Consider the following 16,188-nt stretch of genomic DNA (forward strand, 5'->3'; position numbering starts at 1 on the left):
AGCAATTCTGCGGCAGATTAAAAAGCTATTTACACGTCACAAAAAACCTCCGGCATGGCATCCGCTCCCCCCGGACAAGGAGGATTGAAAATGTTCGATATAGACGAGATTAGGAAACAGGCACTCGCTTCTATGAGAGAAACCATGGAAAAGAACGAGGAACGAATTAGCAAAATTGAGGTTCCCAGCTCTGAAAAAGGCGCATCTGTGTCTGCCGCCGAAGTGGAAGAACAGATTGCCGCTAATACTCAACGTCAAGTAGAAATTCTTGGACAGATGTTTGGGCCAGATAGTATGGCTCAAATGGCTGTTAATGAGGAATTGCTGCAAAAGATGGTAAATGATAAAGTTGCTGAGGCAACTTCAGCTACTGCTGGGGACTTGATGGGACAGCTTTTCGGAGAAGATATGGGCATACTTGCGGCTGCTCTGGAAACGCTGGAAATGGAAGATGCGGACGATGAGGAAGAACTCTCATTCGATCTGGAACTGGAAGAAAAGCTCTATACTACCTTGGAAGAAACAATGGCCCGGCTTGAGGCCATGCCTGAGCCAGAAGCGATCCCATATCAAAAAGACGATGTAAAATGGGAACGCTTTGGCATCCTGCTGTCCGGTATTTTATCGACCCTTAACAATCACGATCTGGATAGTATGGATGTGGAGGAACATATTCCTGTTATGGAGCAGAAAATCGTGTCCCTTGTGCGCCGCTCCTGGGGGATAGATGGCCGGAGTGATCTGCTGGACATGATCCGTTATCTGGCGCAGGAGGGTTATATCCTGCGGTATCAGCTTTATAGTGAGGCATCTTCGCCGGAGGAACTCATGGACGAAACTATGGACGAGGATGACCGTGAGTCTACCTGCCGGGCATGGAGGTTTGCACAACGGTATAAAGGTCAATATGCTCCCGGTTTTATGGCTGGATGGGATATTGGCCGGGCGGCGATGCTGACACGCTGGGGATGCTATTTAGGCTGGATCACAGAAAGCGAGGCTGTTGGTATTCTGTGGGATCTCTCCCAAAAGGTTGTTGAGGAACTGCATAGCTGGCGCGAATTTGCGCAATCTTATCTTTTTGGCGGTCTGATGTGGAAATTGCTATGCGGTGACAGCTCCGCAGGAAGTTACCTGGGTTATCTTGCAGACGCCGCCACAGACCTATTGACTGGAAAAGCAGAGCAGGATAACGGACAATGGCGTGATTGCCCTTGGCCTGCACAGAGAAAAATTGGTTTCACATTATAAATCTTTTTGAAAATTTGTTGCTATTCATCAGCCGCCAACGGAAACGGCATATAAAAAAACCGTTGGCTTGGCGGCTGTGTTGATGCACGCCTAAACTAAAGTTAAGCGGCGGTTTTGAAATTAACCATTTCAAGGCCGCCGCCTTTTTATATCACACGGCGGTAACAAAGGAGGTACGTCGTGTCCCGCACAATCCTTACCCGCCCCTCTAACTTATCAAAAAAAGCCAGGGCCCCGGACAAGGATATTTTAACCGTAGTTGCGAAAATTGTTATAATGTAGGTGAATATCTCAATTTATGCGCTTGCGCGGCTTTATGTCGTGCAGGCGCATTTTGTTATCCGTACTTTGAGACAAAGTGTCCCAAGGTGCGGGACGGCCCTCCCAGGTGCCGCTCCCCGCCGGCCCTCCATTTCGTTTCCCCTCAACCCGAACAAAACGAAATGGAGGACAAGCTATGACAACCATCAATCTGAAAGATTTTTATTATTGGTACATACAGGATCAATTTATCGAGGTTGCTGACGAGGTGGCCGAGGCTCTCACCGCCAGCAGACGCCAGGAGGCCGCCTATGTGGAGCGGGCCCGGTACAACAAGGCATATTATTCCCTGGACTGTGATGACGGGATCGAATATTCCGCCTGCCAGCATGAGCCCAGCCCCCAGGAGCTCCTGGATCGCAAGGAAATGTTTTTCCGGCTCTGGAACGCGCTCAACTCCCTGCCGGAGCTCCAGGGCCGCCGGGTGGATGCCCACCTCATTCTCGGTAAAAGCTATCGGGAGATCGCCCGCGAGGAGGGCGTGGATAAAAGCGCCGTTAGGTGCTCCGTCCTCTGCGGGATCAAACGCATGAAAAAATATTTGCGGGAAAATTTCTAAAAAGCATCTCCATTACCCCCTGTTTTTCTGGTGGTATATGAGAGGTAGGTTGCCTACCTCTCCACAGCAGGACGGCGGCGGCTCCGAGCATAGCGCGGGGAGCCAGGCGGCGGGTGCGCGGTGACTTCTCCACAAGAGAACGAGCGACCAACACCTGCGCCGCAGGTGGGCCGGGCCATCCCACGGCCACGATCCGCCACAGGACAGGCTGGCCGCCTGTCCCTCCGGGCCGCTGTCTCCTGCTGTGTGGGAGTGCTGCGCCGAGTATGGTTGTCTTTGGACAGGTCAAGGAAACGGGCGCGGCCTCCCTCTATCTTATGAAAGCGGGGCCTGCTTTATGAGCAGGGCTCCGGCTGGCTTCGAGACATTTTGTCCCGAAGTCCCGGTCAAAACAAGGGCCAGCACTTTCGCGGTGCTGGCCTTTGTCATTTCTGAAATGGGAGGTATTCTATGCACGCACAGACCAAATACAAAAGCGAAATGAAAACGGCTGTACTTGGTGATCGGACAATTACTATTAAAAATCTTACTCCCATTCTGCCCCCGCAGGAACGGGAAAAGCGCAGGCGCGAGGTGGAACAACAGCTTTTTGACGTGTTCCGCAAATATGCCGGACAGCGGGGGTAGTCAAAGGCATCCTTGTTGAATGGGGGCGGCAGAGGTATAATATAATTGTAGGTTGGCTCCCGTATAAACGGAAGGGAGCTAATTATGGATAATAGAATAGATGCAATTTACGGGCGGCAGTCGATTGACAAAAAGGATAGTATCAGCATTGAAAGTCAATTTGAATTTTGCCGGTATGAACTAAAAGGCGGTGAAGCGAAAGAATACAAAGACAAGGGATATTCCGGGAAGAACATAGAACGCCCCGACTTCCAGCGGCTTCTGAAAGACATCCGGGCCGGACTGATCCGGCGGGTGATTGTTTACAAACTGGATCGGATTAGCCGCTCCATTGTGGACTTCACAAAGCTCATGGAACTGTTCAAGCAGTACAACGTGGAATTTGTCTCCTGCACCGAAAAATTTGATACGTCAACCCCGATGGGCCGGGCGATGCTCAATATCTGCATCGTGTTCGCCCAACTGGAACGGGAAAGCATCCAGATGCGTGTGCAGGACGCTTTTTATTCCCGGTGTGCCAAGGGCTACTATATGAGGGGCCGGGCTCCATACGGTTTTGATACGGAGCCCATCGTCATGGACGGTATCAAAACAAAGCGGCTGGTTGAAAACGCTGAGATGGACTACGCCGAGCTTATGTATGAAATGTATGCCGAGCCGGAGAACTCCTACGGCGACATTACCCGGTATTTTACCGAGAATGAAATCATGGTGTATGGAAAGACATTGAAGCGCGGCTTTGTGGGCCAGCTTTTGAGAAATCCGGTTTACGTCCAGGCCGATATGGATATTTACGAATATTTCAAGGCCCAGGGCGCGAAAATCGAAAGCCCGCCGGAACTGTTCACAGGTGAATTTAGCTGTTACTTGTACCAGGGCCGCGAGGGGGAGGAAAACATTCTGGTGATTGCGCCCCACAAGGGCCGCATCCCCTCGTCCCTCTGGCTGGCCGTCCAGCACAAGCTGTCCCAAAATACCACGTTCCAGAATGGCCGCAAATGCCACAATACATGGCTGGCCGGGAAAATCAAGTGTGGATGCTGTGGGTATGCGCTGGCCAGTCTGAACGCTCCAAACGGTGTCACTTATATGCGGTGCAAGCAACGCATGGAAAACAAAAGCTGTCAAGGGCCCGGCACTCTCACAAAGCACGACTTGGAAAAATCGGTCTATGAGGAAATGGTTAAGAAGATGCGGGAATTTCAAACGCTGAAAGGCAGTAAGGCGGAGGGGTACAATCCCAAACTGACCGCCGCCCGCGCTAAACTTGCCAAAATCGAGGGCGAGATTGAAAAGCTCATTGACACGCTGACCGGGGCAAACCCGCTTTTGTTGCAATACGCAAACAGCCGGATTGAAGAACTGGACGCGGAACGGCAAAAGCAGTTAAAGCTGGTGGCCGACCTCACCGCTAACTCTGTTTCTTCCTCACAGGTCGATAGCATAACGGGATATTTAAGCCATTGGGAAGATGTGAGCTTCGATGACAGGCGGCGCGTTCTTGACACGCTGGTTTCAAAAGTTGAGGCCACTCGCACCGAACTTGCTATTGAATGGAAGATCTAAAACTTTTCACTTTGCATTGTACCCTTGTCAAGAACGCTTAACTATCTTGCGCAAAGCAATCTCAAACGACACCGTGGAATTCTTCACAGTATTTTCGAGCAGGCGATTAACAACGACCTTTGCTATAAAAATCCCGTCCAAGATATCAGCTACAAATCCAGCAAGCCGGAAGTCATCAAGCAAGCATATACACAAGAGCAGTCGCTAAAGGCGCAGGATTACGCTCAGGGCCACGATGACGGATTGTTTGTATATCTTGTTCTCAACACCGGCCTGCGGCGCAGTGAGGCTCTGGGGCTTATGTGGAAGGACATTGACTTTAAAGAAAAAACTGTTTCTGTATGCCGGGCGATCACGCCTGACACCGTAAGCCCCAAAGACGGCGAACTGAAAAGCAAAACATCCCGCCGTGTCATTCCAGTTTCAGACGGTTTTATTGAATATTTGGAGAGAATACAAAAGCCTGACGGATTCGTGCTTGGGGATGAAACCACCTTCTGCACAATCGACGCTTTTGACTGGCGATATAAAAAGTTTATGACGCAAATGAGCCGTGAATTATCCATTCCGTATCTTTCCCCCCACGAGCTGCGACACTCCTATGGAAGCGTACTCTATGAGCGCGGGGTGGATATCTATACGATTTCAAAAGTAATGGGCCACGCTGATATATCCATCACTGCAAAAATATATGTCCATAGCACAGCGAACTCCTTACGCAAGGGCCTAAAACTATAGGCTTTCATTTTTACCATTTATTACGACACTTACTACGACACTTATACGACATAAAAAATGATTTAATCGGTATTAAACAGCACTTTAGCAAGCAAAAGAACCAGCTTTTTATGCATGTTTATAGCTTATAAAGCCAGTTTACAAAGCCTCTATTTGACGTTTGAGGGGCGTGTGCGCGAGCGTGTGGGTTCAAGTCCCATCTGCCGCACCAAGACCTTGTAGATTGGCTTTAAAAGCCCATCTGCAAGGTCTTTTTCTTTTTTCGGAAAAGTCCCTGTGAAGCCGGTATTTCTCTGCTGCTTTGGGAAAGATAGGACAGACTCATTTCAATGATCCGGCAATGGGTTTCGACACACTGAGGAGGGATTCAGATGCGTGAAAAACTGGCGGAGATTTTTGGCGTTGTCCTGCGCGGATGGGATAAGCTGCTCTGCTTTGAAGTGCTTTATAAAACGGCTGGATTCGGCATTTTGTTTCCCTTTCTCCAGTCCCAGATGGAAAAGCTCCCCAAGCTGGCGGGTATTCCCTATCTGGGGCCGCAGAATCTGGGGCTGATCCTGCGCTCCCCGCTGGCGCTGCTGTTGGCCGCCGGGCTCCTGCTTTTGCTGGCTTTCTATCTGCTTTTTGAAATCATTGTGCTGTTTTTGTACTGTGAATCCGGCTGGCAGCGGCGGGATCTCACTTTCCTGGGGCTTTGGAGGGAAAGCCTCCTGCGCACCGCCAGCCTTTTCCGGATGAAGCGGGCCGGTGTGCTGCTGCTTTTCCCTCCGCTTCTCCTCTCCGCATTCTCCCTTTCCAGCGGCTGGCTGCAAAACATACGCCTCCCGGAATTCGTCCTGGATTATATCCGCGCGGCGCCCCTGCTGACCTTGCTCTATGCGGGCGTGGTCCTTCTCTGCAATCTGATCCTGTTTCGCTATCTGTTTGGTTTTCCCGCGATGTTCTTAGCCGGCGCATCCTTCCTTGATTCCTGGCGGGAAAGCAGTCGCCTGCTGCGCAAAAAAAATCTGCGCATCTTTGGCATGCTGCTCTGCTTCGCTGCTGTTTTTACCGCTGTTCTGGCGTTCGCCGCAGCGGCCGCAGTCCTGCTGCTGGCCGGATATACAAGGGCGTTTTATCCTCTGGCACAGGCACATGCGCAGTTCCAATTCTATTTTATTGCCTTTCAGCGCGCGGGGACTATCGCAGCCGCCACTCTCGCCTCGGTATTTTTGTGCGCTGTCACCGTCGTGCTGTACCATGCCTGCCGGCAGGAAAAGCGCCCGTCGGCCGTCCCAGGGAAAAAGACAGGGTTCATAGGCATTCTGAAACGGACAGCATTTGCCCTGTTTACCCTTGTCTTTTTGATCTTTGCCAGCGAATCGGAAATAGGCGGCCCGTTTCCGCGGCTGCTGTGGGAGAATCCACAGATTGTCGCACATCGGGCGGGTGGATTCTTTGCGCCGGAAAACACGGTTGCCGCGCTTGAACAGGCGATCAGTGACGGCGCGGATCAGGCAGAAATCGACGTGCAGCAGCTTGGAGACGGCACACTCATCGTGCTGCATGATACAAATTTCCAGCGCACTACCGGTAGCAACGGGCAGGTCTGGGACGCCTCCTATGCCGATGTCCGCAGTCTGGAAGCCGGGTCTCATTTCTCCCCCACATTCACCGGTGAACCGATCCCAACACTGGAAGAGATGCTGACGGCCGCAAAAGGCCGGATTGGTCTGATGATCGAGCTGAAATCAACCGGGCATGAGACCAAACTGGTGGAATCAACATTGGAGCTCATCCAAAAGCACGGGATGCGGCAGCAGTGCAGCATTGCTTCAATGGATCTCAATATCCTCGCGCGCACCAAGGCGCTGATGCCGGAAATGCAGACGGTCTACATCTGCGCACTGCTGGTTTCCGACCGCTACGACCTGCCAAATGTGGACTGCTACAGTGTGGAAACCTCCTCCCTGTCCGCGGGGATGGTGGCACAGATTCATGCTGAAGGCAGAATGGTATACGGCTGGACGGCCAACTCCACGAAAACGCTGGCAAAACTGCTGTACTGCGAGGTGGATGGGCTGGTCACCGACAATATAATCTTCGCGGAGTACTGCATTGAAAATAACGGTGAAAACCTCCTGCTGGACGCTGTGACCGGCCTGTTTTTCTAAAACGAGAAAGCGCAGGAAACAGCAGCAGATCCCCCGGTGAATATCCGGAGGATCTGTTTCCTTATTATATAGAATCCTTTATGGCAGTTCCCGCATCTTCTTAAGCAGTTTTAAGAGCCCATCCCGGTTCTTCGCCTTCTTCATCCAACCCGGGAGCCGCTGCGCCTGTCCGCTTTGGAGCACATACCAGTCCCCTGCGCCGTTTGTGGAGAGATGTTTCTCACGCAGGCCGGCGCTGATATAATCGATAAGATATCCAAGATGTTCCCGATTGAGCGCCCAGACGACATGCCCGCGGTAGGCCCCCTTGAAATAGAGCTCCAACCCATCCAGAACATCCGCACCGGAAAAACCAATCCTCCGGACTGGAGCGGTCTGTTCGATCCTGCAGTACGGGCAGGCCACCTTCGCGCGTGGATAAGGGGCCAACTGTTCCGGCAGCCGCAGATTGAACCAACGTCCGCAGGCGATACAGGCGTTCTGCGCGGCGACCACCGGTTTCATCGGAACACGGGTCTCACTGAAGCGGCAGCTTTCGCATGTCAGGCGGTAGTCCTCCCCCCGCAGGCGCAAAACCGCCGCTCCGCCGCATTTGGGACAGCGTACGAGGACGCCGCCGCGCCGCAGCTGGCTATAGACATTGTATTCTTGCGGCGCGTCCGTAAAGCGCCGCCTGACGGATACCTTCATGGATTTTCCCTCTTTATGACGTGGTGATGGACGCTGTTTTCGTTTATCATATCACAAAGCTGGTGAAAAAGGAACCGTCAGCCGGCGGTTCCTTTTTTAAAAGCGCAAAGGAGCTCCACAATATTCCTCGCTTTGCGCGGCGTGCTGGAAAAACGCCTTGACCCGGGCCACCAGTTGAAGCGGCAGAAACGGCTTCACAAGATAATGGCCGCTACAACACGAAATCCGCTCCACCCGACCGGGCGGAGCGTCCTTGGCTGAAACGATGACGGCCGATGTTTGCCCAGGCCCGCGATATTCTGTAAGCTGACGCAATACGGCAGACGCCGGGCAAATGCCCGGCGTCTGCCGTATTTGTGTATGTGGGATAGAGGATCAGCGGAAGAATAAAAAGATGAGCGCGAGTGCGAACAGGATCTGGCAACAGCCGACCAGCCCGCCATAGAGCATGGCGCGCGGACCTTCCCGCAGCAGGTCGGCAAACTTGACCCGCATGCCAATGGCGGCCAGCGCGATGATCTCAAACTGGCTGCTGACCGCTTTCGCAGCAGCGCTGGCCGGCGCAGGGATCAGCTGCAGGCTGTTCACCACACTGAAAATGAAAAATCCGATAATGAACCATGGAACACGCGCCTTCACGTGCACGTCGTTTTTCGGGTGGGAGGCGAACAGGCTTGCGCCTTCCTCGGTGTCCAGTTTTGAAAAGGTAAGCGCCACCAGCACCAGGAAAATAATGCGGATAATCTTGAAGATGGTGGACATCTCGATAACCGGACCGCCGACGATCTCGGCGGAAGCGATCACCTGCCCGATCGACTGCAGCGTCCCGCCGATCATCGCGGAGGTATGCAGCACCTCATGCCCGTAGATAAGTCCGGTCAAAACCGGCAGCAGGATCATCAGCGCCGTCCCGGTGACGTTCACAATGGTGATCGAAATGCCCTTGTCCTTTGCGTCGCTCTTGACAATCGGCGCGACCGTTCCGATAGCGGATGATCCGCAAACCGCATTCCCAGCGCACATGAGCAGGACAAATTTTTTTCCAAAGCCGAGCCTGCGCCCGATGAGGTAAGCGGCGGTGATGGTGAGGGCCATCTGGCACAGGATATAGCCGATTCCGCCAAGCCCCACGCCGAGCATATCGTTCAGATCCAGGGTCATTCCGGTCAGCACGATCGAATATTCCAGCAGACGGCTTTCGGAAAATTTTGTCCCGGTATCGAAAGCCGGACGGTTCAAAAAGGTATTCCCGGCGAACATCCCAATTCCAATGGCAAACAGCGCCGCTCCGACGGTCGGGGCGAGCTTCACCACCACCTGAGCGATCAGGGCGATCACAAGGCAGGCCAGGAAGCCCGGAAGCAGCCCAAACAGTTTCTTTTGATCGATTGCAGGTATTCTCAAATGCAATTCGGTTCCTTCTTTCCAAACAGTCTGATCCCCATTATATGGGACGCGGGCGCCGCTTCGCAAATTGAAATGTCGGATTCCCCCATTGCAAAATTCAATACCTCCGTATTCCGGCTTGTCGAACGCCATCCGGATGCTGTATACTGAAAAGGAAAGAACTACGGAATGGGATGAAACAAGATGTTTGAAGAACTGCGCACCTTTGTGGCGGTGGCGGAGACGAAAAGCTTCACCAAAGCTGCTAAAAAGCTTTCCTTTTCTCAGCCGACCGTCAGCCAGCAGGTAAAACGGATGGAAATTTTCTTTAACGGCGCAACCCTTCTGAACCGCTCCTCCTACGGCGCGAACGTGGAATTGACCCCGGAGGGGGAGCTTGTCTATGAGCGCTGCGTGGAGATCCTCGCGCTCGTGGACGCGACGGTGCGCGAAGTGTTGCCTCATAAGGGGAAAGCGCTTGAACGGCTGCACGTCGGCGCCAGCCGCACGGTCGGGGATCACCTGCTCCCGGCAGTGCTGCGCGCCTTCTCGGACGCTTGCCCCGCGGCGGTCATCAGTGTCACCATCGGCAACACCCAGCAGGTCTGCGACTGGCTGCGCGGCGGCGAAATCGACATTGGCCTCATTGAAGGCCGCAACATGTATTACGATTTTGAACGGGCGGACTTTTACACCGATCAGCTCATTTTGGTCGCCGCCCCGTCCCTGGCAGCCGGGATCACCTCGTTCAACCCCGCAAAGCTTGGCGAGCTGCCCTGGATCACCCGGGAATCCGGTTCCGGCACCCGGCAGTATCAAAGGGATTTTCTCACCTCCAGCCAGATCAAGGTCTCAAGCCAGATCGAATGCAACTCCAACACCGCCAATGCCGAACTTGCGCGGCAGGGCCTTGGTGTGACGCTCATCTCGGAAAGCGCGGTCCGCCATGAGCTTGATTCCGGCACACTGGTCGCGCTCCCGATGGAAAAACCCTGCTCCCGCAAATTTTCCTATATCCTGAACGGCAGGGACCCTACCGATCCTCTGCTGTCCCAGCTGATCCGGATTCTCAGATCTTTGGAAAGCCAAACCGCCGGCTGACCGCCGGCGGTTTTTTGGATTCGTTTTCTGAATAGGGGAATTCAAAATGCCCATCGCAAATTGTACCGAAAGGGCTTGATTCTTTCCCGGGAGGGATTATAATAGGGGCGAACAAAAGAAAAAGGGGTCTTTACAAATGGAAAAAAGCAGAGTCGGCATCTCCGCGCAAAAGCATCGGGACGGTTATAACTGCTGTCAGGCGGTCGTCTGCGCCTACAGCGATCTTCTGGGAATGGATGAGATCACCGCTTTCCGCGCTTCCGAAGGCTTTGGGCTCGGCATAGCCGGCATGTATGAAACCTGCGGCAGCGTCTGCGCCATGGTGCTGCTTGCCGGGCTCAAAAACAGTGACGCGAATCTCGAAAAACCCGCCTCTAAATTCTCCACCTTTGAACTCGGGCGCAAAATGGCGGATCGGTTTTCCGAAATGAACACCACCACCCTCTGTAAAACCCTGCGCGGCACCGATGGGAAAACCGATCGCCTGCGCAGCTGCCGCGGCTGTGTGATCGACTGCGCCAAAATTGTGGAGGACACCCTTTTCCCCGGCCGGTTTGAGGTATATGACGGCCCCAACGAATAGCGCTTTTCTGGACGGCACCCCAGCCGGGCGGCGGAAATTTTCCGCCGCTCATTTTTATGCCTGCAGCCTGGGGCAGAGCAATCTGCCCGGCCGCCTTGCAAAAAACGCAACTACCCGGTGACGCTGCGCAGGGGCCGCCTGATGGGAACAGCCGAAACAGTTCTCCGGAAGAAAAAAGAAAGTTTCTTAAAAAATACAAAAAAGGCGCGCGGCCAGTCCGCGCGCCTTTTTTGTATCCGGATACGCAAGAATTTTTTGGGAAAAAATAGAAAGATAAACCAAATATTAACCCTAAAACTTGGATTATGAACTTCCTGCAAACAAATGGCCAGACCTGATGACAGGCGAAAATCGTGGCGCTATACTTTATAATTGTTGTTTTATGCCTTTCAGCAAATTCATGGCACATGATTGGGAGGGAGTTCAATGGCGGTAATCCTGATTGTGGATGACGATCCGAAAATTCGAAAACTGGAAGACATTTACCTGCGATCGGAGGGGTTTGACACCCTTTTTGCGGGCGATGGGATCCAGGCGCTCGGCATACTCGAAAAAAATCGGGTGGATCTGATCGTCGCGGACATCCTCATGCCAAATATGGATGGAGAAAATCTTGTGCGTTTGCTGCGCAAACATCATCTGAACATACCTGTCCTGGTCGTCACCTCAAAGTCCACTTTTGACGACAAACGAAAACTGTTCGCGGTCGGCGCGGACGATTACCTGATCAAACCGGTGGATCTGGAGGAGCTGGTCATGCGAATCCGCGCGATCCTGCGCCGCTGCAACATCAGCTGTGAAAAGCAGCTGCGCATCGGGGACGTCGTGCTCGATTATGCCAGCCTGGAGCTGCGAAACGGCAAAGGCGTCTGTACGCTTCCGCAGAAGGAATTCTATCTGCTGTTCCTGCTGCTCTCCTATCCTGGGCGCATCTTTACCCGCCAGGAACTGATGGACGAGGTTTGGGGTGTCGATACTGACACCAACCCCCGCACAGTCGACGTACATATTAACCGGCTGCGCGAACGCTTCACCGGAGATTCCCCCTTCACAATCGATACCGTGCGCGGACTCGGATATAAAGCAGTCATAAAGGCTGAGCGCCTATGAAAAAACAATATTTTCTAAAGGTCATTGTACTTCTCCTGGCGGCATTTATTGCTTCAGGCATCGTCACGATCATCTGGTCACATTGCATGTGGAAAGGATATTATGAGCATGCAATCGAAATCCCCGCGGACCGCCTGCTTGATCACATCTCGGACATGCTCGTCTGTGAAGGCGGAAAGGATGCCGTTTCACAAATCTTTCCCGATGGGCAGGAGGAATGCCTGATCCTGGAGTCCCTGTCCGAAGAAAATCTCACCGAAGCACAGCTTCAAGAACTGATCGAAACCGGTTCGGTGACCATTTTCGAGCGTGCACCCGGGATGGCTCTTACCGTGACGCAATATCGCCGTGTGGACACAGACGGATATATCCGTCTGCGCATCCATTCGGCCGAACTGGAACGCGGGTTTATGAAATCTGTCCTGACACTGTTCACCATCTGTCTTTTGATTGGCATCACCGCAATCCTGCTGGTTATCCGGCACATTCTGCTTCCCGCCGCCCGCCTGAGCCGCGCGGCGCACAAGGTTGCCGAAGGAGATTTCAGCGTGCGCGTGCCGGAATTGCCGGGGAACGGCGGAATGAGCCTGTTTGTCCGGGATTTCAATCTCATGGTTGGCAAAATCGAAAACACCACCATCCTGCACAAAAACTTTATGTCGGTCTTTTCACATGAGTTCAAAGCCCCGCTGGCAGCGATCAGCGGGTATGCAAAACTGCTGGAAAAACATATCCACACCGAACAGGAACCGCTCTATATCCAGGCAATCAACATGGAACTGCAGCAGGTGACCGAAACGGTTGACAATATTCTTCTGGTTTGCAGTCTGGACCGCAAGCCCTCGCCCGAAATGCTGGAAGAAGTGGACATCTCCGAACAGATCCGCCGGGTGTTTGTGTCCATGGAGCCGCGATGGACGGAAAAGGAGCTGTCGCTCGATCTCAATCTGGAAAAGGTGCCGGTGACCGGCCACAGATGGATGCTGGAACATGTCTGGAGCAACCTGATTGACAATGCGATCAAATTTTCCCCGCAGGGCGGCAGGATCGAGGTGCGTGTATTCCAGGCAAACGGGCATTCGGTCGTCACCATCCGCAACGGCGGGGACCCCATCCCTCCGCAGCAGCTTGAGCGGATTTTCGAGCGGTTCTTCCGGGCAGGGAATGGCCGGGAGGTACGCGGCCATGGGTTGGGAATGTCAATTGTTCAGCAGATCGTGCAGCTGCACGACGGAAATGTGACCGTGGAAAGCAGCACGGATACAGGGACCGTCTTCACCGTGACCTTATGATACTGTAAAAAAAACGGGGCGCCATTCGGAAGATTGGCGCTTCGTTTTTTCCTCCACCAACTCATAACTTAACTTCCATATTTTCATCATAAAATCATCATCATTTGTGCATATTTCCAGAAATATTCTGTGTAATATGCTAAAATTGCCACTTCAATTGGTGCATTTCACAAGAAAGGTTACAAAACGGTAACAAACACAATTGACCAAAATTTCCCGCAAAGCTATAATTTTTAACATCAGGGATACAACTGGAGAGGTGACCCTGAGCAAAATGCGCAAATTTCAAATATTTTTTCTAGGAGGAGATTCCCAATGAAAAAGGTACTTGCACTGGTTCTGGCGCTTGCTACCGTTCTGAGCATGAGCGTTGTCTCTTTTGCAGCAACGCAGGAGCTTACGCTGACTGATGGCGAAGGAGACGTCGCTGCTTATGATTCGGTTTATCTGAAAGATAACTCCACCCCGCTGGCAGTCGCGAACAACACGATTGAAAGCCTGCCGGACAAAACCTATTATTTTGTCGTTCCGACCACAACCACGAATGCTATCACCAACAAAGAGTTCGGTGACAGCGACCTGTTCAAATTCAAGTATAAGAAGACCGAGAACGGCAAATACATCAAATCGATCAAACTGGTCGACAAAGATGTTGCCGGCGCAGGCCGCGTCACTGCGATCGAGGTTAAACTCGTCGACGACATGACCGACAACGAGTACAAGATTAAGTTTGAGGCTTCCTTCTCTTCCAAGACCGATTGGGATGATACTCATCCTGGCATGAAGGATATCACTGTCAACATGCCTGAGTTCACCATCTGGATGAGCAACGCGGTTGACACCACCGATGACAGCGACGAGATGGCTGGCACCGGCGGCAAAATGATCAAGCCGGTTAAAAACGAAGAGAACACCATCACCTGGGAAGACGAGAACGATACTCTCGCAGTCCTGACCTTCGATGCTGATTCTGACGTTGCGAAATACTTCCCGAAACTCTCCACCAAGTGGGACAACGTGAAGTATGCTGAGCTCTTCAACGATCAGGACGCTTTCGTCCGTCAGTGGGTTGGTACTCCGGAGATTTCCTCCACCTCCCGTGCGGTTCTCGAACTGGTCGTTCCTTACGTTGACGAAGATGGCGATCTGACTGTTGACGAGGATTCCATCGTTGTCTACGAAGAAAACGCTGACGGCGAGCTCATCGACATCACCTCGAAGGGTTCCTTCGATTACAACGATGATGATGATTATGTCTTCACCATGAAAACCCGCCGCCTGGGCACCTACATCTTCGCTGAAGCTCCGGTTACCGAAGCTGAAGATGAAGTTCCGGCTGACGAAGTTGTCGACGCTGACAAAGTCAACCCCGGCACTGGCTTCTAATTAACTGATTCAAACCGGAAAGAACGGATGACTCTCCACATCCGTTCTTTCCCGAACATTTTAAAAGGGAATTTCCAAAAAGCGGAAGTCCGGGGTATTGGAGGATACCCTTGACGATAAATTGATCAAAACTATTTTTCTAGGAGGAATTTCCAATGAAAAAGATTCTTTCGGGAATCCTGGCCGCCGCGATGGTCATGAGCTTTGCTTCCGTCGCTGCTCTGGCTGTCGACTACAATACGGCCACTACTATCGGCTATGGCACTATGTGGAATGACAAAGATGACGAAGCCGTGGATAGTTCCGTCGGTACATTCACTGCTGTGAATGGTTCTTTCGACGGTGAAGATGTCCGCCCGGGCTCTATCTTCCTTCTTCCGATTACAGATGATTCTATTACATGGTCATCAGATACTACCACTACTACAGTAAACACTGACGAGATCAAAAATGATGATTATTTCAAATTTGATGTCGACAAGGATACTAACGGCAAGATGATCAAAAAGATCTCTCTGTTGACCGATAAGAAGGTCAATGGCACCCGTTATGATCTTGTTCTGAAGTTTGAGCTGGCCGACAGCTACACCACTGACGAAATCCATACCGATGGTACCATCACTCTGGAGGCAAAGAAGGACTCCACCGATTTCAGCGGTGACAAGACCCCCAAAAATGCGTTCAACGATGGGGACTTGATCTCGATTGATTACTCTTTCTGGATCAACAACGAAAAAACCGAGAATGACGACAACCCGGATTCCGGCGATCGCGTTTACTTCGATCCTGACGACAACGACACCAACACCCTGATCTGGGGCGACGACCGTGCCGCTCTGAAGTTCGAAGCTGACGACGATGCTTCCAAATTCTATGCCCGTCTGTCCACCAGCACCGACCGCACCCTGTACGCTGAGTACGGCGATCCGGTTGACGCTGACCTGTGGTTCTATGACTTCGTCACCAACCCGACCATCCCGTCGACCTCCCGCGCGACCCTGACCCTTGGCATTCCGTGGGACGAAGATGATGACGATTATATTCCGGATCCGGAAAGCTGCTTCATCTACGAGAAAGATGCTGACGGCAACCTGACCGACGTCACCGACAAGTTCACCTTCTCCGAAGATGACGAAGAGATCCCTGGCTGGTCCATGAAGACCCGCGTCCTGGGCACCTACGTCCTCTCCGACACTGAGCTCGACATCGAAGCGATCAACGCTGACGATGAGGATGACGACGATGCGGCTGCCGATGTCACCACCCCTGACGGCGGCAAAGACATCCCGCAGACCGGTTCCAGCGACATGGTTAACGTAGCGGTTGTTGCCGCTGTTGTTTCCCTAACTGCTGCTGGCGCTGTCGCGTTCAAGAAAAGCTCCAAATAATTAAGATCCTGCCTTAATAAGAAAACCCGCCGGTTGC

The 16,188-nt window shown here is 52.5% G+C and carries 13 protein-coding genes; 11 read left to right on the forward strand and 2 right to left on the reverse strand.

The window, feature by feature from the left end; genetic code table 11:
• Nucleotides 1–90 precede the first annotated feature (90 nt).
• The 5 genes from DWV16_RS08975 (at nucleotide 91) to DWV16_RS08995 (ending at nucleotide 7,215) form a co-directional block, all read left to right on the forward strand.
• Complete coding sequence (locus tag DWV16_RS08975) at nucleotides 91–1,251, forward strand: DUF1266 domain-containing protein (RefSeq protein ID WP_158572835.1); 1,161 nt, start codon at nucleotides 91–93, stop codon at nucleotides 1,249–1,251.
• Between the two features lie 457 nt (nucleotides 1,252–1,708).
• Nucleotides 1,709–2,131, forward strand: coding sequence for a sigma factor-like helix-turn-helix DNA-binding protein (locus DWV16_RS08980; protein ID WP_117536688.1), 423 nt, complete (start codon nucleotides 1,709–1,711; stop codon nucleotides 2,129–2,131).
• Nucleotides 2,132–2,842: 711 nt separating this feature from the next.
• Complete coding sequence (locus DWV16_RS08985) at nucleotides 2,843–4,324, forward strand: recombinase family protein (RefSeq protein WP_118478839.1); 1,482 nt, start codon at nucleotides 2,843–2,845, stop codon at nucleotides 4,322–4,324.
• A gap of 24 nt (nucleotides 4,325–4,348) precedes the next feature.
• The gene (locus tag DWV16_RS08990; protein WP_158572836.1) at nucleotides 4,349–5,062 is read left to right on the forward strand and encodes a site-specific integrase; all 714 of its coding nucleotides are present in this window, start codon (nucleotides 4,349–4,351) and stop codon (nucleotides 5,060–5,062) included.
• A 371-nt stretch (nucleotides 5,063–5,433) separates the two neighbouring features.
• Nucleotides 5,434–7,215: a glycerophosphodiester phosphodiesterase family protein gene (locus DWV16_RS08995; protein ID WP_118478843.1), complete on the forward strand. Its 1,782-nt coding sequence runs from the start codon at nucleotides 5,434–5,436 to the stop codon at nucleotides 7,213–7,215.
• A gap of 78 nt (nucleotides 7,216–7,293) precedes the next feature.
• On the opposite strand, the gene DWV16_RS09000 is transcribed toward DWV16_RS08995, so the two are convergent.
• Nucleotides 7,294–7,905 carry a hypothetical protein gene (locus tag DWV16_RS09000; protein WP_118478845.1) on the reverse strand — a complete coding sequence of 204 codons (612 nt, stop codon included), beginning with the start codon at nucleotides 7,903–7,905 and terminating at the stop codon, nucleotides 7,294–7,296.
• A gap of 375 nt (nucleotides 7,906–8,280) precedes the next feature.
• Nucleotides 8,281–9,309, reverse strand: a complete 1,029-nt coding sequence (locus DWV16_RS09005; protein WP_242863637.1) for a YeiH family protein — start codon at nucleotides 9,307–9,309, stop codon at nucleotides 8,281–8,283.
• 186 nt (nucleotides 9,310–9,495) lie between these two features.
• Between DWV16_RS09005 and DWV16_RS09010 the strand changes: the two genes are divergently transcribed.
• The 6 genes from DWV16_RS09010 (at nucleotide 9,496) to DWV16_RS09035 (ending at nucleotide 16,151) form a co-directional block, all read left to right on the forward strand.
• Nucleotides 9,496–10,392 carry a LysR family transcriptional regulator gene (locus DWV16_RS09010; protein WP_118478847.1) on the forward strand — a complete coding sequence of 299 codons (897 nt, stop codon included), beginning with the start codon at nucleotides 9,496–9,498 and terminating at the stop codon, nucleotides 10,390–10,392.
• 136 nt (nucleotides 10,393–10,528) lie between these two features.
• Entirely contained in the window at nucleotides 10,529–10,975 is a 447-nt protein-coding gene (locus tag DWV16_RS09015) for a C-GCAxxG-C-C family protein (protein WP_118478849.1), read from the forward strand.
• A 426-nt stretch (nucleotides 10,976–11,401) separates the two neighbouring features.
• Nucleotides 11,402–12,085 carry a response regulator transcription factor gene (locus DWV16_RS09020; RefSeq protein ID WP_066457972.1) on the forward strand — a complete coding sequence of 228 codons (684 nt, stop codon included), beginning with the start codon at nucleotides 11,402–11,404 and terminating at the stop codon, nucleotides 12,083–12,085.
• Nucleotides 12,082–13,377, forward strand: coding sequence for a HAMP domain-containing sensor histidine kinase (locus DWV16_RS09025; protein WP_118478851.1), 1,296 nt, complete (start codon nucleotides 12,082–12,084; stop codon nucleotides 13,375–13,377). The genes DWV16_RS09020 and DWV16_RS09025 overlap by 4 nt, the downstream gene beginning before the upstream one ends.
• Before the next feature lie 315 nt (nucleotides 13,378–13,692).
• Nucleotides 13,693–14,763: a hypothetical protein gene (locus tag DWV16_RS09030; protein WP_118478853.1), complete on the forward strand. Its 1,071-nt coding sequence runs from the start codon at nucleotides 13,693–13,695 to the stop codon at nucleotides 14,761–14,763.
• 497 nt (nucleotides 14,764–15,260) lie between these two features.
• Complete coding sequence (locus DWV16_RS09035; RefSeq protein ID WP_243007303.1) at nucleotides 15,261–16,151, forward strand: LPXTG cell wall anchor domain-containing protein; 891 nt, start codon at nucleotides 15,261–15,263, stop codon at nucleotides 16,149–16,151.
• Nucleotides 16,152–16,188 lie beyond the last annotated feature (37 nt).

The organism is Anaerotruncus sp. AF02-27, from assembly GCF_003465835.1.
Lineage (GTDB): Bacteria > Bacillota > Clostridia > Oscillospirales > Ruminococcaceae > Anaerotruncus > Anaerotruncus rubiinfantis.